This window comes from Shimia sp. R9_2 (assembly GCF_017743735.1).
GTDB lineage: Bacteria > Pseudomonadota > Alphaproteobacteria > Rhodobacterales > Rhodobacteraceae > Shimia.
On record NZ_JAGHRO010000006.1, the window covers coordinates 221,361 to 246,113 of the forward strand.

At 50.6% G+C, this 24,753-nt stretch carries 17 protein-coding genes; 12 read left to right on the plus strand and 5 right to left on the minus strand.

The features are described from left to right. Window positions 1-505 precede the first annotated feature (505 nt). Window positions 506-4,351 (plus strand): hypothetical protein, encoded by a 3,846-nt coding sequence (locus J7400_RS15525; RefSeq protein WP_209064916.1) that lies wholly within the window; start codon window positions 506-508, stop codon window positions 4,349-4,351. A 241-nt stretch (window positions 4,352-4,592) separates the two neighbouring features. On the opposite strand, the gene J7400_RS15530 is transcribed toward J7400_RS15525, so the two are convergent. The 4 genes from J7400_RS15530 to J7400_RS15545 all read right to left on the minus strand — a co-directional run bounded on the left by J7400_RS15530 (window position 4,593) and on the right by J7400_RS15545 (window position 8,141). Further along, window positions 4,593-5,798, minus strand: coding sequence for a patatin-like phospholipase family protein (locus J7400_RS15530; RefSeq protein WP_209064918.1), 1,206 nt, complete (start codon window positions 5,796-5,798; stop codon window positions 4,593-4,595). 384 nt (window positions 5,799-6,182) lie between these two features. Then, a complete protein-coding gene (locus J7400_RS15535) occupies window positions 6,183-6,560 on the minus strand; it encodes a hypothetical protein (protein ID WP_209064920.1) in 378 nt (125 codons plus the stop codon). Between the two features lie 271 nt (window positions 6,561-6,831). Next, window positions 6,832-7,500 carry a hypothetical protein gene (locus J7400_RS15540; RefSeq protein ID WP_209064923.1) on the minus strand — a complete coding sequence of 223 codons (669 nt, stop codon included), beginning with the start codon at window positions 7,498-7,500 and terminating at the stop codon, window positions 6,832-6,834. 347 nt (window positions 7,501-7,847) lie between these two features. Continuing rightward, on the minus strand, window positions 7,848-8,141 hold the full coding sequence (locus tag J7400_RS15545; RefSeq protein ID WP_209064925.1) for a hypothetical protein: 294 nt from the start codon (window positions 8,139-8,141) through the stop codon (window positions 7,848-7,850). Window positions 8,142-9,081: 940 nt separating this feature from the next. Here J7400_RS15545 and J7400_RS15550 point away from each other — a divergent pair. The 7 genes from J7400_RS15550 (at window position 9,082) to J7400_RS15580 (ending at window position 15,940) form a co-directional block, all read left to right on the plus strand. Further along, the gene (locus tag J7400_RS15550; protein WP_348540182.1) at window positions 9,082-9,324 is read left to right on the plus strand and encodes a helix-turn-helix domain-containing protein; all 243 of its coding nucleotides are present in this window, start codon (window positions 9,082-9,084) and stop codon (window positions 9,322-9,324) included. 417 nt (window positions 9,325-9,741) lie between these two features. Beyond that, a complete protein-coding gene (locus J7400_RS15555; protein WP_209064929.1) occupies window positions 9,742-10,266 on the plus strand; it encodes a TnsA endonuclease N-terminal domain-containing protein in 525 nt (174 codons plus the stop codon). After that, complete coding sequence (locus J7400_RS15560; protein WP_209064931.1) at window positions 10,263-11,954, plus strand: hypothetical protein; 1,692 nt, start codon at window positions 10,263-10,265, stop codon at window positions 11,952-11,954. The genes J7400_RS15555 and J7400_RS15560 overlap by 4 nt, the downstream gene beginning before the upstream one ends. A gap of 3 nt (window positions 11,955-11,957) precedes the next feature. Further along, window positions 11,958-12,404, plus strand: a complete 447-nt coding sequence (locus tag J7400_RS15565; protein WP_209064933.1) for a hypothetical protein — start codon at window positions 11,958-11,960, stop codon at window positions 12,402-12,404. Further along, window positions 12,394-13,386: a TniB family NTP-binding protein gene (locus J7400_RS15570; protein ID WP_209064935.1), complete on the plus strand. Its 993-nt coding sequence runs from the start codon at window positions 12,394-12,396 to the stop codon at window positions 13,384-13,386. Before J7400_RS15565 ends, J7400_RS15570 begins: the two co-directional genes overlap by 11 nt. Before the next feature lie 698 nt (window positions 13,387-14,084). Next, window positions 14,085-15,188, plus strand: coding sequence for a hypothetical protein (locus J7400_RS21205; RefSeq protein WP_247738832.1), 1,104 nt, complete (start codon window positions 14,085-14,087; stop codon window positions 15,186-15,188). 545 nt (window positions 15,189-15,733) lie between these two features. Beyond that, entirely contained in the window at window positions 15,734-15,940 is a 207-nt protein-coding gene (locus J7400_RS15580) for a hypothetical protein (RefSeq protein ID WP_209064939.1), read from the plus strand. Here the strand turns inward: J7400_RS15580 and J7400_RS15585 are convergent. After that, window positions 15,937-16,236 carry a hypothetical protein gene (locus tag J7400_RS15585; protein WP_209064941.1) on the minus strand — a complete coding sequence of 100 codons (300 nt, stop codon included), beginning with the start codon at window positions 16,234-16,236 and terminating at the stop codon, window positions 15,937-15,939. The genes J7400_RS15580 and J7400_RS15585 overlap by 4 nt on opposite strands. A 552-nt stretch (window positions 16,237-16,788) precedes the next feature. On the opposite strand from J7400_RS15585, the gene J7400_RS15590 reads away from it, so the two are divergent. Genes J7400_RS15590 through J7400_RS15605 form a run of 4 tightly spaced genes read left to right on the plus strand, consistent with a single transcriptional unit; the run spans window position 16,789 to window position 24,534 of the window. Then, a complete protein-coding gene (locus J7400_RS15590) occupies window positions 16,789-18,657 on the plus strand; it encodes a hypothetical protein (protein ID WP_209064943.1) in 1,869 nt (622 codons plus the stop codon). Between the two features lie 48 nt (window positions 18,658-18,705). After that, the gene (locus J7400_RS15595) at window positions 18,706-19,908 is read left to right on the plus strand and encodes a hypothetical protein (RefSeq protein ID WP_209064945.1); all 1,203 of its coding nucleotides are present in this window, start codon (window positions 18,706-18,708) and stop codon (window positions 19,906-19,908) included. Continuing rightward, window positions 19,898-21,754, plus strand: a complete 1,857-nt coding sequence (locus J7400_RS15600; protein ID WP_209064947.1) for a trypsin-like serine protease — start codon at window positions 19,898-19,900, stop codon at window positions 21,752-21,754. The genes J7400_RS15595 and J7400_RS15600 overlap by 11 nt, the downstream gene beginning before the upstream one ends. 38 nt (window positions 21,755-21,792) lie before the next feature. Further along, a complete protein-coding gene (locus J7400_RS15605) occupies window positions 21,793-24,534 on the plus strand; it encodes an ankyrin repeat domain-containing protein (RefSeq protein ID WP_209064949.1) in 2,742 nt (913 codons plus the stop codon). Window positions 24,535-24,753 lie beyond the last annotated feature (219 nt).

Consider the following 24,753-nt stretch of genomic DNA (forward strand, 5'->3'; position numbering starts at 1 on the left):
GGTGCGGCCCGCAGCGCAGAGCGCGAGGACACGGTTTTGTCTAATAGGGTTGCCCGAGGGGGAAGGCAGCGTCTTCCCCCTGGCGGCCAGGGGCGTTTGGCTCGTCCAAATCCCGCTGGCCCAACAAACAAGAGCGGCGGGGCCATAAGCCCCGACTCCATAGCGGGCATTCGATTTTAAAGATTGAAATCACAGGAGGCGGGATTTTCCGATCATTCTCCGCAGTTGCAAAAGACGCAAAAAATCGACCGTCTCAGTCCCGAAGGGCGGAAACCGGAAGTTCGCTGCAGGTCCGAGTTGAGACGTGGTACTAGCTGAAAGCAGACCTTCTCCAATTGAGAGAACTTTAGGTCCAATCCAGGAAACTTTGCGAAGTACTAAAAGGTCATGGTTTGTAGGTGTGATTTTTCTAATTGCTAAGATGGGCAGCTCTTGTTCTCCAAATGTTCTCTCGCTAAAATTCTGTATGGCGTCCAAGTGACATTCGAGCAGAGTTGGATTCGCATTGCCAATTTTTGAACCAAAAAAAGATGAGTTAGCGCAGCTAGACGACAGCCAGCTGGAGGAACTCGTTGCTAGACTGTGCGAAGCGGAGCTATCAGCGCGCGGTGGCTTCTTGCGTGATGTGAGATGGTCAGGATCGTTGAAAGCGCCCGATGGAGGGGTGGATGTCAGGGTTACGGTAACTCGAGAGGGCTTCTACGGAGATTTTATCCCAAGAGCCGACAACGTGTTTCAGGCCAAGGCCAAAAGCATGGCGCGTGCCGAGATACTTGACGAAATGCTCTCGGAAGGGACGCCGAAACCCATCATTCATGAACTCGTTGAAAACAGTGGCTCTTACATCATTGCTTCGACTGAGGACTGCTCTCCGCCGATGTATCAGCGTCGTATCGATGCCATGAACGAGGCCTTAGCTAGTCTTGATAATCCCGATGCGATCCATGTGGACTACTACGATTGTTCTCGCCTCCACCTATGGCTACGCCAGCACCCTACAGTTCAGATTTGGGTTCGTGAGGTTGTCGGCAGACCTCTTGCTGGCTGGCGTCCGTTTGGGAGATGGAGCACCACTCCGGTGGACGCCAACGACGACCTAATATTGGACGATGGCGTTAGAGTGGTCGTTCCCTCAAGCTCCCAACAGCCATTACAGCTTGGCGAGGCCATAGCCAGTGTTCGGAGGCTAATAGACGCTTCACGAAAATCAATCAGGATCACCGGCCTTTCAGGTGTTGGTAAGTCTCGCTTCGTGCAGGCGCTTTTTGAGGACGGGGTTGGCGACACTCCTTTGGACCGTACCTCAGTGATCTACGCGGATATCGGTGACGAACCGGAACCATCTGCTCGCGCCCTAGTCGACGCAATGATAGCGCAGGGAGTTTCCGCCACTGTCGTCTTAGACAATTGCGCCTCTGATCTACACAATTCCCTAGCGTCGAGGCTCTCCAAGCAAGAGAATTCCCTCCGGCTGATTACTGTCGAGTATGACATCCGTGAGGATAAGCCGCAGACTACAGAAGTGGTACAACTGGAGGCCTACGGGCCGCAAATTGCGGAGAAGTTGCTCCTTAGAAGGTACCCCGAACTGGGCAATGTGAACGCAGCAAAGATTGCAGAATTTTCAGAGGGAAACGCTCGGCTCGCAATCGCGATCGCTGATGCCGCACCAATTGATGAGACGCTTGGTCGGTTGTCGGATGAAGAACTCTTCAATCGTCTATTTTATCAAAGACACGACCTCGACTCTGGTCTCAAAGAGCAAGCCGAGGCTCTGTCGTTGGTATACTCTTTCTCAATAGAAAGTGACGAAGAAGGCGTAGATGAGCTAGCGCTTCTGGGCGCGTTGTGTGAGCAGACAAGGCTCCGAATGCATCGCGCAGCCCAAACTCTCGTTGATCGGCAAGTTGCGCAGAAGAGGTCGCGCTGGCGAGCCGTTCTGCCACATGCGGTTGCCAACCGGTTAGCTTCCGAGGCCCTGAGCAATATTCCACTTGATCAACTCACAGACACCTTCGAGCGAAAGGCAAGCGCGCGCCTTTTGAAGTCCTTTGGCCGCCGCCTCGGCTTCCTGCACGAGCACCCTATTGCGGTCGAAATCGTAGACGGATGGGTATCCGAGGGAGGCCTCCTGTCAGACTTGTCAGCTTTGAACGAGCACGGTCGAGAACTCCTGATGCACATTGCACCCGTTTCTCCGGCTCGCGTACTCGAGTTGGTAGAGGCTTCATTTGCAAACCCTGAAACCTTGGCATCCTTTGAGCCACGAGACTCATTTAGGTCGGTCGCGCTTAGCATATTGGTGGGACTTGCATATTACCCTGAGTTCTTTGAACGCGCTGTTGCTGCATTACTTGTAGTGGCGGACCATGAAGACCCGGACAACAACTATGATAGCGTAAGAGGCAAGCTAAAGGGTTTGTTCCAAGCGTACCTATCTGGAACTCATGCAACTACTGCCCAAAGGGCTGAAATCGTTCGAGCTGCGCTGCACTCCGGCAACGAGACGCGAGTTCAGATTGGCGCCGAACTCTTAGACTCGGCGCTTGAGGCCAGCCGTTGGTCAAGCACTAACTCGTTCGAGTTTGGGGCTCGACCACGAGACTATGGGCACAACCCAAGCTTCGAGGAGCGGCTTGAATGGTTTAGGACTTTCATCGGCATCGCCTGTGACGCCTCCCAATCCGACTCTGAGACAATTTCTAAATCGTGCAGAAGGCTCCTCGCCGCGAACTTTCGTGGGCTTTGGCGCTACCCCGACCTTCGCGCTGAAATCATCGACGTTTCTAAAGCCATTAATGACAAGCTGCCTTGGGTGGAAGGTTGGCAGGCCGTGCGATCCGTGTTGTATTTTGACTTTCGGCGGGTCGCAGAAGAGAAACGAGATGAAGACGGAGCGGCGCTCTTTGCCTCGTTGGGAGAGAAGCTCGCTCCACAAGACTTGCTTTCTGAAATCGAAGCTCTTGTCATTGATCCGGGCAACGATATGTGGTCGCTGGACGGGGACTTCGATCCTGAGGAGCCTTCAAAATTTGAAGCATCTCGCAAGCGATTGAGTGAAAAGGCGCGGATCTTGGGTTGCCGCTGTCGCCAGTCTGAAGGGATGCTTGAGGAGCAAGCCCATCACTTGTTCAACCCGGGTTGGTCTCCCTATTTATTACCATTTGGAGAAGGCCTGATACGGTGCTCTTCGGATTGTCGATCTACATGGGAAACACTCGTCGGCGGCCTCAAGTCGCTCGATACAAAGCACTTTAACTATGGTGTTCTTTGTGGTGCGTTGAATGAGATTTCGAGCACAGATGAAGCCTTAACCGCTATGCTGCTAGATGAAGCAGCCTCTGACGAGTTGCTCCGTCCAATCATCGTGATGCTCCATCCGCAAGGGAGCTTCTCTGATCAAGACTTCGAACGCTGCTTGGCAGCGCTCCGTGGCACGGACAATCCCCAAGGGTTTGAGGATCTGCTTTGGCGGGAGGAGTATCAAGACTCAGGGTCGGCGAGAGCGGAGCAGCTCGCAAGAGTACTTGTGACGAAGGAAGGTGGCGAGCGAGCCCTTTTGGAAGGGCTCTCTATGAGACTTCATGACAAAGAGGACACTGAGGAGTTGCTCGGAACAGGCTTGCGCAGCGTAGCTCTTCGGGCGGTCGCAAAGCACTTGCTTGAACATGACGACGATCCGGGCGGGAGTGGTGACTATCGACTGACCAAAGTCCTGGGGCACTGCCTCAGATACGATTGTGAAGATGCTGCGATTGGAGAGCTGCTTGACAGTCTGTTCGACCCGGAAGACGGGGCCGCAATGCGCTACTATCAGTTCGACTCTGCCGTCGCCACTATAGTCAAGTTCTTGTACGACCCGTTCCTGACACGTGCTCTTCTCCAGGGTGAGATCAAGGATTACAAGCGTTTTCGTGCCTTTGAAGGAAGCTCACACTTCGAGAACCCACTTTCGCAAATTGAACCAACTGAACTTACTGCTTGGTGCGCAAACGCGGGCGAAGCCTCTGCTTGGAGTTTGGTTGCCCGAGCCATTTCGCCATTTGGAAGTAGTGGTGATCGGGGAATTGATGACCTAACGGAACAAGGCTTGGCGCTGATTACGGCCTCGCCGAACCCGGTCGAAGTGCTCTCGGTGTTTGTTGAACACATAGCTCCAATGAGCTGGTCTGGCAGTCGCGCAAACATCGTTGGCCAGCGGATAACGGCGCTTGAAGCAATCTCCGAAGCGGCAATTCCAGGAGTGGCGGAATACCTTGCAGAGGTGGTGCCAAAGCTAAGAAAGGTGGAACAGGAAGAGCGCGACCGCGAGGCAAAAAGAGACAGAGATGACGAGCAAAGGTTCGAGTGATGTTGAGAGGCCCAGGCTTTCTCGATGCCTCCAATAGCGACAGGGCGGAAACCTGTGTGTTGCAGGTGCTCAACCTGCCGTATTCAGCGCTTGTTCGCCCCGCGTCCCCGACTTCAAAGTGCTAGCGGATGTTGGCCTCGCAGCGAATGGCGGCTCTGACGGGCCGCACCGTAGCATCTTGACCCATTGGCCAACGGCAGGTTTGGGCCGCTGGCAAAGCCACCATCGGTCTAGACTCAGACTATCGCATCCACCAGAAGGTCAAAGCCGCTAGTCCAGTAAGCACTAAGAAGATAAGCCGTTTCCATCGTCGGCGCCGAGCTTCATTGCGGGCTGAAATAACTTCTGCACGCAATGCTTCAGTTTTGGCCCTAGCCGTAGAGACCATTTCCGTTGATGGGCCAAGTTCAATGTTCCTTCGCTGTAAGAATTCCAACGCCGATGCCTTACCAGCTGCCAACAAAAAGTCTTTCTCAGTTTTAGACAACTTGAAGTCGACCGTTCCAATCGGGTTGGTATCAATAATGACCACGTCTCTGGTATGGTTGTCTACCAGCTCTCTTTCCTCGCCGTCGACGACTATGTCCAGCAGGCTAGAAACCACATTCATCTGGTTACTGTTGTCCGGTCTGCCCAAATAGATTGCGATGAACGGCGCATCTTTGAAGCTGTCGAGAAAGCGTTTCAGTGGAAAATTGTTGCGTAAGCCACCGTCAAAAACCAATCTTCCATCAACCTTCACCGGTTGAAAGAAGAACGGGATCGACATGCTGCAACGTACCGCAAAAGAAGCAACCGTTTCACGTCTCGGGCCACAAGAGTCGTATGTCAAAGCTCCTTGACCAGCTCTCGCTGCATAAATTATCGCCCCGTCAAGATGTTCCATCCTAACCTCTGATTGCAGTCCAAGCTTCGAGGTTAAAAGCTCTGCAATCCAATGCCTGAAGTGTTCTCCAGGGTAGAGTCCCTTTCTAAAAACCAGATTGAATGGGAGGGCCCACCAGCGAGCGTCAAGGAAGTCTTTGAAGTCCTTCTGCTCCAGTATCTTCTGAAGCTCAGCTGGTTTGAAATTGGCGGCAAGCAAAGCGGCTGCTATCGAGCCCGCTGAAGTTCCCACGTGCCGGTTGAAAGAAAAATACTTTCCCAGTTCCACCAATGCGCTTGCAAAGGCGAGGCCTTTTATTCCGCCTCCCTTTAACACCAAAGAATATGGGTAGTCGCCACTTACAAAAAGCCTCATTGCTTCCAGCGATAATCGTTCGCGATCCGTCAATCGATGAACACTGCTCCCTTCCGGCGGATTGTCCATTGCAGAACGGCAAACATCACAAATATTGCCACTATTCATCGACAGAGCGATTTGGCGCTTATCCATTTTTTTGTTGAAGTAGCAGTCAGCTCGTTCGTCATCGTCGTGAACCTTGACAAGCCAATTCACAAAAGACATTGCGTACCGCACCATGTAGTATCGACAGTAACGCTCGTCTTCTTTGACATACTGCGATGAGTCCGAGTTCGTTACTATTGCCAATCCATCTTTGCCTCTGTGCGACCCAAAGAGGTTGCTAAGGCGTTCAGAGGCCAAAGGTCTCGACACGAACGCAATTATGAATTGCCTAGGGGCACCATACTTTCTCTGCTCGGACAGGAATTCCCAGACTTCCTCAGTAAAGTACTCATCTCGACGAAAGCTCAGCCCGGCTTCTCGTTGAGATACTTGGGTGACCTCAAATCGAAATTGGTCTTGAACGCCATTTAAGCCAGCGGCTGCTCTTTCCAATAGTGCATACTGGTCTGTCCCAAGGCATGTAACTTCTATATTGTACGGCATCTATCTGGCTATCGCTAAAACGATTAGTTCGGGATCTTCGTCACCAAGCTCTTCTTCTTCATCGACGTCCTCAAGCCGAACTCCGTACTTGTAATGGCCTGGTTTGTCGGCCGTAATAGTAGTAGAAACACCGACATGTTGCCCGTCAGGACTGGATAATGTCTCGTTGGCAAACTCAAGTCGTCCAATTATGTCAGCTGTGGCATCACGAGAAAACCTGAAGGGGTTACCCGTTTCGAAGTAAACAGTCCAACGCAGGTGCTTGGCTGAAACCGAGTCAGCCTTGAAGCGCCATTGAACTAAAGTTCCCGAGTGTACTTCCACTGGATCGGGTGAAATCCGCCAGTCATTGTCTTTGAACTCAACCCATATTTCCAAGGTCTCTTACCATAGCTAACTAAACAATGGTTTTGATCGTATGCATTGGGTGCTTCAAGGCAAGAGACAACTCGCATCGGCTGTGATTTGACCAAGCAGCGCATTCTCGCGATTGCAGCGAACGTCGGCAATGTAGGCTGCAATCGCCGCATTCAAATGCCTTGTCAAAGGTCGGCTATGGGCCGTACACGCAGCAGCAAGAACTTGCCAATCACCTAACTTCTTTTCTCCCTTAGCAACCGAGGCGTTGCACACGTGTGAAGACAACCGTTCACGCCGAAAAACAACCAAATGTATAACCCAATTTCACAAGCTGGTAGGCACCGCTAAACGAGCTGCGTAGGTCAAAGTCGAAAAATTCTCGTTGGAGGCGTTCATAATACATGTACTCGCCGGCAGCTTCACTAAAAACAAGGCTCCAGCCTATGCTTAGGCCTCTCCTAATTCCAACGTCTGTCAAATCATATCCAGATTGCAGGGCAATATTCTGAGCGGTGCTACACCAAGTCGCGTTTGAAATGGAATGACCATCAATGTAACCACCGACCACTCCAAATCCGAAATCCAAGGGTAGGGCAAGGATAGCGAGCAGCATTCCAGTCAGTTCACCAAACGAAATCCAAGGCAGCTCGTCCACCCACTCAAAACCAAAAGCTGAAAATGCGAATTTAGCTAAACTGTATACTGCCCAAAGGGGAAGCAACGTTATCAGTCGCATAATGGCTATCTCTTTGTGCTCATTAACGTACATGAAGAATATCCATTGCGCTAAGAAAGTAAGTGCTAGGATAACCAGTAAAACAAGCCAGTCGACGAATGAAAGTACAAGCCACGGTGCGCTCAGTAGCCAAGGCAACACATCGCCGAATGCTAAAAGAACTGGGGCAATGAGCAACAAAGCGAAAACGACGACTAAGACACCCAAAACATTCTCGCCCATCAAAAATCACCTCAACCAAAGCTTCTTTGAAATATAATACATCTACGCAATATCGCTGTACGCATAACCTCATGTGTCTGTACCAGAACATTACAAAACCATTTTCAGTCAAACCATTGGAAAGAGCCAAGTTTCGTCAGACCGATTTCTTCTGAGAGCGACCAGTGAGTGGGCGATGTGGCAACTTCCGTTTGTCTAAACAAATGATGGGTAGTCACAATTCTTCAATGTCTCCTTCGGGGAAGCTGCACTGCGGCGTCGAAGCGGTCAACTAACGTCCGGATTGGGCCGGTTGGGGACACTCAGGTAGATGCTTCCTTCTGCACCCCTAAAGATTAGCCAGCTTATCAAGGTGCATGAGCCTGAGTGCGCCAGCTCTTGGCTGAACGCCAATGTAAAACCTCAAGTTCTTCGGCGGATTTTGATCGCAAGAAATTTGTTTCGAAGACGACCGTAGCACGGCTGACAAACTGATCTTTGTGCACATTTGCTCTGGCTTCCGCAACAAATGGATGTTCGGAGACCAGGCAGTCTTGCACCCTCTTGGAAACGATGTAGCCCTGCAGATCCATATCGATCGTCTGAAATTGCAGCGTTTGGCCAGTTTGACTGGTGAATGCAAAATTGGCTGGGATGGCCATGCCAAGCTCACAAAGTCTTCTTGCACCATGAGGTGTTGAACTGCCGTGCAAATCTAGATTTACAATTTCTAGCAGATCTTCTGGGGTCACTGTTTGCGGGAAAGCGGAACTCCAAGTGTTTTCGGCGATCTGCGATACCTACAAGCTTCGTGACGAAAAGCAAACTTTTTGGATGCTTCGGAGGTCAATTCGAAAATCAAGTAGCAATCGGCTTTCCCATGATAGCTCCCTCGGGAGGTATTTGCCTCCTATAGCGTGGTATTTTCGCCTGAATCAGGCCTGATTCCAGAAGTATGTTTCGTGCTGTATTTCTTGCGATGCCGAGCTTTCTGGCAACTCCGATGATCGTTTCGGTATCTCGCCAAATCTGGATTAGTTTCCTTGGAGTTACCCTTGGCCTGCGTACTCCGCGCTGCACTCTCAGTTTTTGCTCACGGAACAGACGTAGCAATGTCGACAATTTCAAACCGTTGTCTTGGGCCACCTGAAAGCATGTCGCCCCTTTCTTGTATTGCCTGTGAAGGTGCACAACATAGTTAAATCGAGCGAGTTCCAGTAGTCTGCGCCCAACGAGCGGAGAAATCCCGAGCCGCTTGGCGAAGGTCCGCAGACAATCTGATGCCTTTAATAAGGCGATTAAACACTCGCGCGCATAGACTTTGGCACCTGTGTTCGAAGCGATCACGGAGTAGAATTCTTCGGTCCCAATTTTTACTTTGCTGACTTTTCGCACCTGAGTTCTCGGTTTGTAGGGGAATGTTTTCTGTCGCGATGTTGCTTTATTTCAATCGGTTAGCACGAACGGTACAAGATTGGATTTCGTTTTTTCAGGGCATCAATATGTAAGTCATTGAAATAAAACAAAAATAATGACTCAAGATGTGGTGTGCTGTAGAACGGCATGTACTTATTGTTGGAGTTAGACTGAGGACTTAGCTTGGTGAGCGTATTGATCGTGGATTTGGCCAGACATGAACGTATCAAGTGCGATCTACGTTTGTTGGGCACGAGTTTGGCGCAGATAAGTAGAGAACTTGGGGTTTCCATCAGTTCCGTTTCAACTGTCTCGCAAGGCTATCGGCGATCGAAACGTATCCAGAAAGCCATTGCCGTGCAGCTCGGAACATCGCCTGAAGTTCTGTGGCCGGAAAGATATCAAACAGATGGAGGCAAGGCTAAATGACCTAATTTGTAAGATCACACCTAGAAGGAATTAATGAAAGAGGCCTCGCAAGCCCTTACACCGCGAGACCCCTTTTTCTGCGTCGATTAGATAACCGATGCTCCTTCTTCCCCTGATAGCACCGCAAAGTCAACTCTTTCATCGGCTCGTATAGCCGATGAGGCGGTTGGGCTTTGCTCGATAAACACCGAAGAAAAGGGTGGTTGGCCTCCGGCTTGTATAGCTGGCGTGCCCGCCAATTTGAGCATGAAGAAGCAACAAACGATAATCACGGGCACTAAGTCGCCCGAACCAAGCCGTGCAACTCGCACTATACCAAGGCGTTCAACTGCTAGTTCTCGGGGATGTTTTCCCGTTCAATTGCCTGGGTGGGAGCATCCAAGGATCGTTCAATATGAAAGCAAATTGGAAGAGAGAGTGTACTTCCTCTATCTGGCTAACCACGACGTTAGGGACATTTGGGAACAGCCGACGGCTGTTAGATACATAGATGCTGCAGGTAGATCTCAAGTACATTTCCCGGATTGTCTGCTCAAACTGGGCAATGGACGCCGATTGTTACTGGCCATAAAACCTTGGAAGAAAGTCATAGAAAGCGGTTTTCTTTGCGAGTTAAGACAAATTCGCGCCGCCCTCCGCAAAGACTTCGCCGACGATCTAGTTCTTGTCACTGATAGAGACTTTACCCGCGACGAAGCGTTAAACGCACAACGTTATCTCGAGTTTTCGCGCTCAAGAAACGCCGCCCATCAGAATAAACTGCTGAGTATCGTCGAGAGTCTATGCTCTCCCATAACGTTGGGGTCTCTGTCTCAAATGTTGGATCTTGAGGGAGATGGCTTCAGAGCAATTGTCATTGCCATCTATGAAAAGGTTTTGATCGCAGACAAAACGCAACTGCTTGGCACCGAGAGTATTGTTGCAAGGGGGGGCATGATATGAACCTCCCGTTAAGATTGAGTTCGTTCGCATTGCTGAAAGTGAATGCGCGAAAGTATGCCTTCAATCAGCGAACCGAAAACGGTTACATTTTCGAGGATGTTGAGGATAGGGAACGAGAGCTGTTCCTTACCTTTGGCGAACTACATGATCTCTTACAGAGATCGGATGTAACATTAGACCCGTTCTACTTTAAGCCGGGACGAAGGGATTTACGCGCGAGCACAGGTATCGATGCGCTAGAGAGCTACTCTGATGAGACTAAGTCAAAAGTTGTTTGGCGCTTGGCGTGGGTAAATGGTTTCCTTCAATATGAGCGTGACAACGAAGCCAAGCGTACGGATGCGTCGATAGAGAGGGTCATCCCTGCAATTGAAGCGCACGTAAACGCCCAAGAGCGGGCTGCTCAAAGTAACTGGAAACAGCCGCGAGCGGGGAAGAAAAACAACTATCGGGCTCCGCCAAGTTCGCGGACCTTAAGGACATGGCTGAAGCGTTATGAAGATGCCGGGTGCTCGCCGCTTGGCTTGATCCCAAGAACACATCTTTCCGGAAACCGCACTGCTCGGTTTTGCCTGGAGGCATCCAAACTGATCGGAAAGAGCGTTGAAGCTTATTTGACCCGCCAAAGACTGTCTAAGAGAAATGTCGCTGATCTGTGCCGGGACCTATTCAAAAAAGTTAATAGGTCGAGAGCGGCGGAGGGTAAGCCCAAACTGACAGTCCCTTCAAAGCGTAAGGTTGAGCGCGAGCTATCGAAGCTCGATCCTTACTTCACATGCGTGCAGCGGCATGGAGTCGACTATGCAAATCGCAATTTTGCTATCTACGAAGAAGGCGTCACTGCGGGCTATCCGATGGAGAGAATAGAGATTGATGAGTGGTGCGTGGATCTGGTTTCGCTTCTCGCTGCGCGCGGTGCTTTGGATCAATTAACTGCGGAGGAATTAGCTAAGGTAAAACGAGGTCGCCGATGGCTGTATCTCGCAATCGACTGCGCCACACGGTGTGTTGTGGGTATGAGACTCGCCGCGAAACCAAATCGCGAGGATGCGATCGCGCTTCTTTCTGATGTGACGCGCGATAAAACTGATATTGCGCGCGCGGCCGGGTGTGCATCAGATTGGCATCACCATGGAGGTTTGAGTTCGGTGGTGACAGATCTTGGTGTCGCTTTTGTAGATGATACCTTTCGATTTGCGGTTTGCGAAGCTTTTGGGATCGTAGAAACGCCGCGTGGCGGTCTCCCGCACCTCAGGGGGCGAGTTGAGCGTATATTTGGTGCATTTGGGGCGCTTCTGATGCCCTACTTGTCCGGGCGAACTTTCTTCAATCCCCAACAAAGAGGCGATTATCCTTCTGAAGAAATGGCAATATTCTCGGATGATGCTCTTATGGAAGTCTTGGTCCGATACGTCGTCGATATCTACCACAATTTGCCGCATCGTGGCTTGAACGGGGAAACGCCCAACAATTGCTGGAAACGGCTTTCCAAGGCACGAGGTGTTGTAACTCATTTGGCAGAGACGACCCGCCGTATTGCCTTTGGTGTCAAATATCGCCGGAGGGTTACCGGAAGGGGCGTTCGTCTTTTTGGGATCGACTATAGCTGCGCAGAGCTAAGACGTTTTTTTCTGCACGATCATAGAACTCACGTTGACCTGAAAGTGCACCTTAATGATCTCGGTTGAATCATGGTGCAAATCGGCAAAAACTGGGTAGTGGCGCATGCACTGCAAAAAACGTTTGAAGGCGTTTCTTACGAACAATGGGAAGCCGCAGCACGTGAATTGCGATTAAAATATCAAGCTGAGGCAGTCCTGCAAGAACAGGTCGTGTCTGACGCTTTGGCCGACATCATCCAACGAGATCGCGATGAACGTGAGCGCTTCGGCGTTGTTCTAAAGCGACAAACCCCTGCCGGGTTGGAGCGCGCTAAAGCAGACCTCTTCCTCGGGCTGAGTATTGACGTCGACGAAGCGGAGATCTTTGACCTTACGCCTGAACCAGACCTTTTTGGGCATGTAGTTCCTTTGCAGAATGAGCCAGACAATGCGGGTTCAGAAGTTCTGGCCAAGGAGCAAAACTCTGGGGATACCTTGCTTCCAGCTCCGGGTTGGAGGTTTGAAGATGACGAATGATTCAAGGCCACAACCGGAAGCGGTGGATATCCAGATTGCTCGTTTACGAGATTTGTTTGTAGCGCATCATGCTTCAGATGAACTCAGGCTTTCCTTTGACCGTCGGCTTCGTGAGCGGCGCGCGGCTACCCAATTGGGTAGCCGCATTAAGGCACGGGGACTCGCTCTTGTTGGCGCTTCTGGGAGCGGAAAGACAACGGCAATGGATCGACTATTTGATACTCATCCTGATCTGATTTTAGCCGAGGAGGGACGCGAGACCGCTGAAGTCCTACGGCTTCAAGTTCCATCGCCTGCCTCCCTAAAAAACGTAGGGACGGAACTTCTGCATGGATTGGGATATCCACTTTCGCGTGACAAGTCAGCTGCAATCATTTGGACACAGGTACGTCAGTTTTTGCGCGCGCGCAAAACGCTCTTTTTGCATCTCGACGAAGCGCAAGATCTCTATGTCAGTAAAGGAGTTAAGGCCCGAAACGATGTAGTCAACACCCTTAAATCTCTCATGAATGACAGAGATTGGCCCGTGGGTTTGGTGTTGTCAGGCACACATGATTTGCTTGAAATGATAAACTCTGATGCGCAGCTAAGAAGACGGCTGCACGTCATACACTTGAATCCGGTGAGTTGGGCCTCGCACGGAGCTGATGTTTCCCAAATCCTTGCAGGGCTGATTGCCAAGGCAGGTTTGCGACCCACTGAACAGGTGCAGCTCGATGAGTTCCTCAAACGGCTGATACATGCGGGCGGAAATGAGTTCGGTCTCATCATTGAAATGAGTTTGGGTGGGATAGAGGAGGCGCTCTATTCAAAAGATCTTCAGCTTACGGTCGAGCATTTTGCGGCCTCATTTCGGAGAAAGACGGGCTGTATTCCTGCATTCAATCCCTTCCTCGCTGAAGACTTCCAAAGAATAGATGTGCGTAAAATTATAGGTTGGGATGCCTCCCTGGACCCGAGTCTGCCGGAGGGTCATCAATGACTGACCAACTTGCTCTCAGCTCAAACCTTGTGTTCTTAGAAACGCCGGCTTCTTTCGTGTCTAGGGTCGCTAGGATCAACTTCAGTGTCCCAAGAGAGTGGAGCTCTGATCTTGGGCTCCGGTGGGCGAAAATATGCTCGGCATATCCGGATCAGTTGCGACGCTTGTCGAGACTTACTGGAGTGTCACTAGAGCAACTCCAATTTAATGCACCAGCGCAAATAGGCCCCTGTAGATATCGTGTGGGACATTCCAGTGCGACCAACGGTACGATGCTTCGTGCGATCACTCGGATCTGCCCGCAGTGCGTTCTAGAGGCTCTTGAGCAGGCTGGGTCACATGGGGGCTTTCAACGGCTTGATTGGTTGGTGTTGCCAATTGGAACCTGTGCCAAACATGGGGTGCCGCTACTAAAGTTACCCAATGCTCTGAACACTCATCTTACATATGATGTTGTTCAACAATTGTCTGTTCATAGGGATATAATAACGCAAGCGGCTCAGTCCGCTTGTGTTTTAGGGCGTTCATCATTCGAAAATTACCTTAGCCACCGAATTGAGTTCGGCAAACACGCTGATTGGCTTGACACTCTCGACCTTACGCACCTGCATCAGGCATCCCTTACGCTTGGCATGCAATTAGGCTTTGGATCTCAGTTGAAGCGTTCCGATCTGAGTTGGGAGCAGGAGCGCACAGCGATGTCTTTAGGCTTTAGCGTGCTTGAGAAGGGAGGCGATGCGCTAGCCAGCGCCTTGGAGCAAACGCGGCAACGGCGGCCCTCTGAAGAGAGGTCATATTTTACTTCAGATCTGCGCGAATTTTATGCGTGGCTGAAAAGCACCGAAGATGACCTTGCAACAGCTTCGCTGAGAGGATGTGTGCGTGACTTCATCAAGCAAAACTACCCATTGCAGGGCGGAGCGAAGATACTTGGTGCCGAGATAAGGGCACCAGAGTTCGTAACGCTGGAGCGCGTGCGAGAGGAACATGGTGTGGGCAAAGTTAGGGTTCGAGGCATACTTGCGCATCTTCGTGGCGCTGCCGTAGAGGAATTGTCTGATCTTCAAGATATTCGATACGAAGATCTCGACAAAGTTCTCCAATTTTGGGCGAACCTTCAGAACATTAAGCAGACAGCAGCACAGTTGCACATCCACCCAGTTCAGGTGAAAGCTCTTATTCGAAGCAAGACGCTGGAGGCTCATCGCTTTGGAACCTCCCTGCAATACGTGACAAAGTCTTCGGTTAGCGCACTTATGACACGTCTTGAAAATTTGCCCGCCGCCGCCGCCAGCAAAGAGAATTTACCCTTAAAAGATTTCTGCAGACGGAGCCAGATTCCGTCCGCCCGGGTGATCTCAGATTGGGTTGGCGGAAAGCGGGAGGGATTATCGCGAGATCCTGACGCCTCGGGTTTGGCCGCTATTTTGGTCTGCGATGGCAAAGTGTTTCCGCGTCGTTCACGCCGATTTGCGGGGGACCTGGCTTTGCTGGATGCCGCGGCCCACTTACGAATGAACGTAGCATCGGTAAGGCACCTTAGGGATGGGGGATACCTCACGCAATACAAAGTTCGGAATCCCGAAACACAACATTACCGATGCTACATAACCGAAAGCAGTATTCGAGACTTTGAAGAGAGATTTATTACACTTGGTCAATTGGCAGAGCAATTGGACGTGGCAGCAATCCACCTAGCACGCGCGCTGGACAAAAAAGAGATTGAGACAATACCTTGCGACGCTGGGTTTGTTCGCGCTTACCCAAAATCAGAAACCGAAGTGTTCCAGAAGCTCACCTAAGCAAGCAAAAACTATGAATAACCAAAAGGGAAGGCACCGGCGCCTAAAGCCAAGCATTCACCCCTAAGATCAAGTGACGCAGTCGTAAATGGTGACCTTGTTCATAAAAGAACCACTGAAATTCTCCGTCCGCTGCAACGTCTTTGTACGCGTACTAGCACTCCTGAAGAGCTTGCTGCGGACTTTGTTCAAAAGCGTATCTAGATGAGATTTTGAGCTAGCGCTGAAGGCGATGGTAGTACTTAGGCGTGGCTGAACGGCTCAAAATCGCTGGAGCCGGATTTTGGGGGCTGCTGACGTCTCATGCTACCCCCCCCCAGCGCCTAAGTGCATTCAGGTGTCATGCGAAACTGATGTCGCCCAAGCCGAGCGTTCAGCGTTTATGCTGTGGATATGATCCTTTTGGCCAGACGGAGCTACGTAAGAAGATAGCACCAATTGATTTGGCGCGACCGCTAGTTCGTGCGAATGTTCTGCTAACAAACTGTGGTGCAATGTTGGTCCGCGTGTACGGCAAGCGATCGGTTGATTGGGAGTGATTTGGCATGAGTGATAAAGAAGGGGAAGCTAAACTGGAACTCGCTCGAGCAGCTCATCAAAGCGGGTCATCAGACCCATCAGACAGTAGCTATGAGGAGCTATTGGCCAAAATGCAGGAGCTTCAAAAAAAGGTTCAGTTGATGGGGCCGATAGATCCAGGCTTTGACATGAAAAGCTTTTCTGATGAGTTAGAAGGCAGGTTGTCGGACTAGGTTTTGAGCCCAGTCCCTTTGTTGCTCTCCTCGCTTTGCTCCAGTGATCTACGCAAGGCGGCTAACAAGATTTTTCTCTCTCGAATGGGCGTCTCTTCGATCCCCCAGGCTCTTCTTGGATCTGGCCATAGCTTTTCAAAAAGGTCTTCGGACATGACGACGTAGGAGACACGCCCGTTCCGACGGAGGAAAGTTGGCCCCTCATTCGCTTGTTTCGTAAGGTCGGCGATGTCGCCGTGTAGTGTCTCGATGTCGAAGCGTTTGCCTTGGATCTGGGGGAGGTCTGTTCTTTTCATCTGTTTCCCTTCTTCTCGCGCAACTCAAAAGCCACGGAGAGGTCCGTGCTGAATGCAAAAAGGGTGGAGAAAATCAGATCATGAACTCTGTTATCACAGCTACGCTGTGCTGTCGTCATGATTTGCATTTATGGTAGCGTGCCTTTTGAAGCTAGTGTCGCTAACAGCTGGAATGCGGACATTGTCGACCTTCGATTTTGGGGCTTGGCTGGCGCAGCATGTGTTCGCACGAGCGGCACTGACTTTGTTGCAGTGCAATACCGCCGTCAGAGCGGCCATTCATAGGCGTCAGTTTCGACCATGCCCAAACCACTCTTTCGTCGTCAGTTCGTCAGCCAAGCGGGACGCCGGACAAACCCGCCATGGATCAAGATGAGTAAGGTTCGAAAGATTGCTTTGATATTTGCTCCTAGCCCGCTAAAATGATCAAGATTTGAGGCGTAGGCGCCACCGCATATTCAATCGCGACGCGTCTGTCACACCTATTTATGTGTAGCACTGGGTGGAAGTTATGCACGTGTCGATAAACTTGTTTGTTCGAATTTGTATTATTTGGTTACTTGGACTTTCGACGATCGGCGCGGCGGATGCTGGGTCATTTTCGGAAAGAAAAAAAAAGCAATCGAAGCTGCAGAAAATTTCCTGTCGGAGAGCAGTTCATTAGCAACTGCACCGGACACTAAACTTTCAAATCATATGACCGCGCGCCATAAGTTGCGGATGGCGCTCTTTGAAGGTGTCTTGTCGGATGATGCGGGACGAAACAGAAAAACTTTTCGTTTCTTGCTAGAATCCAGCACGTCGAGAGGCGAGGTATGGGTTGCCAATGCCATTCTTGCCAACGACACTTATTTTTCCGAGGTTCTGCCCACCGAGTTGGCTTTGCTTGAAGTCGTGAGAGGCAACTTGGCCAGCGCAGTTGAACTTGCGCCATCGGATGGCAAAACCCTTAGGATACTTACTCCGGTTGTTGCAATACACATTGGCATGGATGAAGCTCTTGCTTTGGAAAGCAGAATTAACTGGGGTCGTGCAAGCTCAAGAGACGGCAGACCTATTGTAACGCGTGACGATCTGCTAGCGCGGATGCGATTACTTGGTGTCGTCGCGCGTACTGAACAGAATCCAGATGCTAGAAGACTTGCACTTGAATTAATTTCGGATCTTGCAAGTGGGGTTGAGCCAGCCCGAGGAACATTTTCTAGAGGGAGTAGTGATGGTTATGTTCGTACGATTTCGGAGATTATCGCGTTTTTGTATAGAGTTGGTCTCTCAGATGCATCGAATGCGCTGACACAAAGAACGTTGCCCGGCCCAGATGCATCGGAACTGCTGCCTCTCCGCTGGAATATCGCGGTCCTAAGATCGCGAAATTTGTCGCTCTCGGATGGATTGTCAGTTATTGGTGACGACATCAGAGGTTTGCAAATACTCCATCGGAGTCTACTAAATTCTGACACCATGAGGGATGCCGAGATTGTCCGCCGGAAAGCTGTTCAGACAATCCTTACCGGTATCAAAGCAGACGTGAAATGGTGGGGGCAACATGCCCAGGTTGCATATTTCTTAGCAGTTTCTCTCAATTGCTCTGAACTCGCAAGCTTTCTCCGGAAATATGGAAGATACGTTGATGACCGCGAAAATTTTTATCGTCTCGCGATCGCGTCGGCCGCGCGCAAAGGGGCTGAAGATGCCGTTCTGTGTGGATTGGCTCTGGATGGTAAAAAAATCGGCGACAGCGCTAATAGAAGGCAAATAGATTTCTTGAACCTCCGAAAAGATTGGATTCTTGCGGCAGCCGTTGAGTTTGCCAAAGTCGGTGATTCTGCTCGCACGTCCGCCTTTGTTGATGGAGTACGCAGACAGGGGCCCAGTGACTTAGAGGCACTAGAAATTGGCCTATTAAATGCTACCCTGATGATTGTTGGCAATGACTTGGACACAGCCATTTCGCTATTGGAGGCGACTGACATCCGTGGCGATAAACGTTTGTCCAATTGGAAAACCGGATTACTTTTGGAGGCTTATGGTCGCCTTCGAAAGAAAGGCAACTCTCGGTTGGAAGCTCGGATAGAAACCGAATTAGATGATATCGAAATTAGCGAGCGTCTGGTTCGAAATCTCGTGCCGCCAAAATGGTGTTGGTTGGATCGTGAGAGCTACCAAGGTTCAATGGTCACTGCCGCATCGGTGATCCGTTTTGATCGCGCAGTGCGTGCATCGAAAGATGGGCGTGACGACGAATACTATTCTATCGTTAATTCAACCGAAGATGCGTTTTCCAATATGGAGAAACTATGCATTCAACTTGGTTTGGGAAATACCAGTGCTGCTATAGAAATTTTTTTGGACTCTGCCGCGACCGAGCAAAACGAAACCGCATGGAACAAAATGTCCGCAGTTCTAGCGTCAAGGATCTAATATTGGCCGGTTGTTAGAAGGTGGGGTTAAATTAGAAGGTGAAAATTCATGAGATTTCAGCGCGTTGCGGTTGTACTGTCGGTGTTCTTAATTTCAGGTTGCTCTGGTAACTTAAACATCTCAGTCCAGGAACGCTGGAACAAAAGCATTCGGAACTTCGGCCTAACTTCCATCTATCCAATGCGGGAAGATGTGTATATTGGGACAGTTCGGCTAATTTTGAACGAAGAAAATCCGTTTGGTATAAATTCAAGAAACTACGGATACATCGATATGGTCCGCGCACTGAATGCGGTTTATAGCAATTTGCCCACCCATGCGGAGCTCAACGATGGTGTCCGCAACACGATTGCGAACAACGCGAACAAGCAGTCGGTCGCGGTTTGGGATCAGCCGAACGGTCCCGCAGGTGGGAGCGTGGGGGGCGCAGGTTCAAACCGACCTCGTCTTGCATCGTTGCCTGGCGTGTCGCTTGTTCGAGTATCAGCGGCGGATTTCCAGCGCCCCGGTCTCTTATCGGCCCTAACAGGCGCGTTCCGCCGAGAAGCCAACTTGGACATATCATTGGGCGCAATCGAAAGTGTAGAAATCGACGATGTTACTGCACTTCGGGTGTTTGGGAACGCCCTTGCTGACAGGTTTGTAAGGGATCCGGTTTTTCGCAACGCAATATGCGTGTCGTTTCGAAGTATGGGAGGCGGTCAATTCGACAAGCTATCTTTAGAGATGGTCACGCGAGTTTTCTATGCGCGTTCGATAAACTATTCCTACGGCAACGATGTGTCTGCCGGGCTGGATAGAGCGAAAACCGCACCATCTGACCCTGCAAGTGTGGTGGCGACTCCGACCCCCGATGGGCAAAACGCCACTGCGGCGGCGGCGGATGCGTCCGAGCAAGTAGGCACGGCGGGTCCTGTGACAGCAAGCATATCTGGGGCGTCCAACGATGCTTTGGAGCGTGATGAGGTGTTCGAGCGACCTTTGGCGTTTGGAGTGACAACCCTCGGCTTCAAGGTCGCTGACCTTGGCTTGACTTGTGACCAGGGTATTGCGTCAGTTCGTGCCGAGAGCCCGATCGCGAAATGGCAGTCCGACGCGTGTGGCTCTACTCCTGTCGAAGCGTGCCGGCTTTCAGGTTTGTCGACTTGGCCCACTTCTGGAACGATGCTAGTTACGCCACCTCCAAACATCGGCGGAGCGGCCAACGATGAAGATTTAGTGTCGGGTCTTGGAGGCTTTGATGATGAGTAGTCTCCGAGGTCACTCAGCCAGACTGTTTTTGCTCATTATTTTGATTCCAGGATTGGCGCAAGCACAGTCACTTGACTTTGGTGGATCTAGTTTCAGCCCAGGAGGCTCGGTGAACTTAGGTGGGACCGGAGCCTCCTCAGTCAGTTCTGGAAGCGCTGGCCCCAGCTTCGGAACCAATGGGTCTGGTTTCAATCCTGGAGGGTCGGTGAACTTGGGTGGGACTGGATTCCCTTTGCTTGGTCCTAGAAGTACTTACCAAGGTCTCGGATTCAATGAGTTAGGCTTCGGCTCTCCAATGGGAAGTACCAATTTCAATCCTAGCTTGCACGATGGTGATAAACCCCTTGGTCAAGAAGGGATTGGCTCCATTTTTGATGAAAACAATCTCACTGGCCAATTTGGTCAAAGTGCTTTTGGTCTCGAGATTTACCGAGGCGGCGCGGCAGTATCCGGAAATGATGGTGCAGCGATGAGTAGCCCTCAAATCTTCGTCACTGATACTGGAGCGTTGATAACCACCCGCCAATTTGAAGAAATGAGCGATTTGATAAACGATCAATCATTTGACACGGGCTTCAGGTCGTACCAAGGGCTTCTGTCGGTCGCCGGTGTAGAAGGCCTAACGGAGCTACCCGCAAATATTCAGGAAGAGTTTATTCTGAGAAACATGGAAATACTCCCAAGCGACATCCCTGCCTTTCAATTTGACGAAAGTGACTTCTTGAAAAGTGTACGCCCTGGTGTCCCAGGAGATGGGGGAGGAGCTGGCATATGTTCAGGCTCTGGCTGTGGTACCGCAACACCGACAACTTACGGAAGCATTGGCGAAGGCACCGGGTTGGAGTGCCCACCAGCACTTTGCCCGCGCAATACAAACTCAGATAATGATGGGAATGAAAACGAGAATAGCCATAACTCAAGCCAGCCTATCTTGGTTGGCTGTTTGGGCAAGTTATGCGGCTTTCCAGATCGACAGCCATTGCCGACCCGAAGCGATGGCAGATCTGAAGTCAGCTACGTTTCAGACGAGCACGCGGATGCAGTTCTGGTGATGCTGCAAAGAGGCGAAGATCAAGCTTTCTGCTCTGGTGTGCTAGTTGCACCAACTGTCGCGCTTACAGCGCTTCATTGTATGAGTGGCAGTAAGAACGCCTTGTTCGGGCGCTTCAAAAGCCGACCGGACGCTGTCACAGGGTGGATGCGATTAACTCTAAAGAACGACGAAGACTTCGCAGTTTTTCTATATTCGGATGTTCTGAAAAAGTCTTTTACGATGGCGAGTTTCTCAATTCCGTATGCTACTAAGAATGACTTGAATGAATACAGAAACAAAACTGGCTTTCTTCCCAAAAGGGATATTGCCGTCATCCATTTGAATGGTGGTGGGCTTGATGAGCCAGATGGTTTTTTCCCATTTTTGAACTTTAAATATACAAGCCAATCTGATTTGTCGGAATCGATTTCATTTGCCGGGTTTGGAATTACAAATGTTGATTTTCCGGAAGGTACGCCGATCCAAGGTCGAAAGCTAGTTACATTCAATTTCCATGACGGGGTCGCAGCCCGGACAGATCGAAGCCATAGCTTGTTGACTTGGCGCAATGGCGATCCGATCGGAACTGGCGGACCCTGCAAGGCTGACAGTGGCGGACCGGTCTACGCCGGGTTTAATCGCGGGTACTGGGACGACCCTCGACAGTTAATTGGTATAGTTTCGGCCATGGAGGGGAAGATTGCAGATTTCACGGGGTGCCTAGACCCGGATGCCATCGGGCTGGCAGAGGAATTAGCCCCTTACCGTGATGGTATCTGCAATTTGGGGTCAACAATACCGAGGGGGTGTTAGTGCATTCGAAGCGGGAGAGTCTTATCGGGAGGTGTACTGTGACCAAGAGGTTTTGCAAGTGTGCTCAAGATGAAGTTGCTTTCTCGTCGATGAATCGATGTCTTCGCATGGTGTCGATGTTTCTGGGTATTTGTGTCATTGGGTTTGAGGCGCATGCTCAAACTATGTCTTGCGCAGACGCGGGGATCAAAGACATCGACGAAGCTCTAATTGAAGCAGCGGCGAGCGGCGTTCATCGCGAGGTACTAGCAAACCTTGAAGCTGGTGCGGACCCCAATATCCGCGATGATACTTGCCACACAGCAACACTTTGGGCTGCCAGAGCGGGCCACAGCGCAGTTCTCCTAGATTTGGTGGAATACGGCGGCGATCTTACGGTTTCGCTACCCGCCCCTGATGGTAGAAACGGTGGAGATTTCGTGGACCGCCACACAATTCCCGACATTGAAGGAAAGTTGGAGGAAGCGCGTAGGGCTTTCAGTGGCCGAAACTTCGTACTATTTTCTGAGCGGGGCGAACACCGGCGTGCAATTGCAATGATACAAGCTAATGAGGTGGAACTTGGTCGCTCATTGGGATTTGTTGATCAAACCCCTTTGTCTTTTCTGCTAAAGACACGGTCCAACACCGACATATCCGACAGGGACGCTATCTTTGAAATTCCGAACCCAGAAAATGCAAAAGGTTGGGGTGATGCGGTGTCTATGGCTGTACAATCTTCAGATTGGCAACTGTTGGAATTTGCATTGCCGTTTGTCGATAGTTGGGTCATTGCCCGCCAATTCAAAGAACTTCTAATGGAGAACAACGTCAGTGTTGCGCGGCGCATGATTGCTCCTGGGCTCGTCGGTTTTGACGAACGTATCCGTTCGCTTCCTGGGGCATTGGTCAGCTTTCAACCCAACGGATCAATTTCAGAAGATGTTCGCAAACTTGTGCGTGAGGTTTTCGATGCTAAGAGCTATGGGCAATGGGAAGAATGGGCTAGAATAGCAGTGATCTTTGGGGACGAAGATATACTGCGAAAGGCTGCACCAAATGTTTGCACGTCGAGCTATTCCTGCGAAGATCTAAAGTCGGCCCTCGCGTTAAGTTGGACGGCTGATACAAAAGGAGAATTCACACAGATAATCCTCAGCCAGGAGCATTTTTTTATTGGCCCGGAAGATGTGAGCGGAATGTTCAAGAGTTTGGGGCACGATCGAGCAATTGAAGTGGTACAGCAACTAGGATCCAAAGTCAGTGGTCAGGATTTGGAACCAGTACTGGAAGAGCAATTCACGCTGCTTGCGAATGGTAGCGTGGGGGCCTTATCTGTCATCGAGCTTCTGATCCGGGAATTCGATGCTCCTGTTGCGCCAAAAAATATCGACAGAATCACCCAGTCGAGCTCGATTGCCGACCCTGAGCTTCTTGCTTTGTCGATTGTTTTTGAGACGGGGGCTTGGAAGAATTGGGACTGCGATTATTCGTCCCGACGATCGCTTACGATGGCCAAAGGCTGCGGAGATAGATACTATTCGGCCAGTCTTCATTGCGAATCGGATTGGTACGAAAAAGTACTTGACCAGACTCTTGGGTACCTTGCTCGGACTGAAGATCTCTCCTCAACGGTCTCAGTTATCGGTGGTCTTGCTCAACTTTGCGAGTACGAAGGTGAAGACGATGTAGACTTAATAGTAAGTCTTTTTTCGGCGATCCTTTCCTACGATGAAGCTCGTGTTCTCGCAGGCCTCGTTGACACCGAGCAACGTTTCAACGGAGATACGTTTGATCGCGTTTGCGCCCCGTTGTTGGATCTACTCACCCGAGTTCCTGGGCAGGAAGTCTCAGGCGAAGATATCATGTTGTTTATTCAGAGTTTCACGCCATCTGGATATTCGGCGCAGCCCAATTTTTCATCGGTTAAAAACTGTGGTCGGCTGATCGGCCGCGGGGTTCCCGGTACGTCGGACATACGTGTGAAATTTTTCGAAGCCATGGGCTTAACTGGAATTCCGATGGAGGACATCGCTATTGATGAGCTTCGTCGTCTGAATCGCTTTGGCGGAGATGTTGGAACTGCGTTGGCCGCTTTACGGTTTTCGGATCCCGGATTAGTGGCGCGATCAACGATATTCAGTGAACACTTGGAGTTTGTGGCTGCTAATCCAAAAAATCGAAGGACAGATTTGCTTGTGGAATTGTTTGATGCGGATTCGAATGGGCGGGCTGCTCGTTGGGCTTTAAACACTAGATTTGTGGCTGACGGACAAAGCATAGATTTGCCAGAACCGCTTAGAAAGGAAATTGACCTTCGTGTGGACAATGTTGGCCAGTATCTGGCTTGTGATGCAAGAGTTGCCTTTTCAACAGAACTCCTTGCGTCCAGACGAAACTGTCCCGAGGGAGGCGAATGCAGTCACTTTCCTAAAGTCGCGCCGATTCTGAACAACATCGTGGCAGTAAATGATAACCCAATTCAATCAACGTGCGCCAAGGAAATGCTAGACAGGACCCTCAACGCCAAGCCTTCGGAAAGTTATGCGCTTGCCGTTTCTGGGCTTCTTACAGCTGGAGTTACGACAGACGCTCAGACGATCGAAGACATCGCAGACAACTGGGACTTAAGGAAGGCCGCAGAGGGTGCGGAGGTCATGGGCCTAATCCTTGAACGCCATGGCGATGGCGGTTTGGATGACGTGATCCTCAGAAATTCGTCGAGATTGTGCGATGCCAGTCCTGAGATGCGCTCGGTCATCGAAACATATCTTGAAAACAGAGCGGTCGCTTGCAACTAACCTTCGCGTCTAAACCTTCACTGCACGATGAATGAATAGCAGGTCTCAGCGCCGCCACATGGCGACAATATCTGATAAGGTGTCGAGTTTTTGTGCTGCGTGCACATGCAGCATGAAATAGAAATGTACGCCTTGGGCTCTTTTAGGACTTTCTCCGCACTTGAGAGTAAAGTCGGCTGTCTGTCTACTGCGATGTGATGGAAAACCTTTGAGTCGTAA

Coding starts and splice junctions, on each gene's coding strand:
- J7400_RS15545 (WP_209064925.1), bottom strand. CDS start 8,141: ATGGCCATCCCAGCCAATTTTGCATTCACCAGTCAAACTGGCCAAACG.
- J7400_RS15585 (WP_209064941.1), bottom strand. CDS start 16,236: ATGAAAAGAACAGACCTCCCCCAGATCCAAGGCAAACGCTTCGACATC.
- J7400_RS15530 (WP_209064918.1), bottom strand. CDS start 5,798: ATGTCTTTTGTGAATTGGCTTGTCAAGGTTCACGACGATGACGAACGA.
- J7400_RS15565 (WP_209064933.1), top strand. CDS start 11,958: ATGGTGCAAATCGGCAAAAACTGGGTAGTGGCGCATGCACTGCAAAAA.
- J7400_RS15580 (WP_209064939.1), top strand. CDS start 15,734: ATGAGTGATAAAGAAGGGGAAGCTAAACTGGAACTCGCTCGAGCAGCT.
- J7400_RS15570 (WP_209064935.1), top strand. CDS start 12,394: ATGACGAATGATTCAAGGCCACAACCGGAAGCGGTGGATATCCAGATT.
- J7400_RS21205 (WP_247738832.1), top strand. CDS start 14,085: ATGTCTTTAGGCTTTAGCGTGCTTGAGAAGGGAGGCGATGCGCTAGCC.
- J7400_RS15540 (WP_209064923.1), bottom strand. CDS start 7,500: ATGGGCGAGAATGTTTTGGGTGTCTTAGTCGTCGTTTTCGCTTTGTTG.
- J7400_RS15600 (WP_209064947.1), top strand. CDS start 19,898: ATGATGAGTAGTCTCCGAGGTCACTCAGCCAGACTGTTTTTGCTCATT.
- J7400_RS15595 (WP_209064945.1), top strand. CDS start 18,706: ATGAGATTTCAGCGCGTTGCGGTTGTACTGTCGGTGTTCTTAATTTCA.
- J7400_RS15560 (WP_209064931.1), top strand. CDS start 10,263: ATGAACCTCCCGTTAAGATTGAGTTCGTTCGCATTGCTGAAAGTGAAT.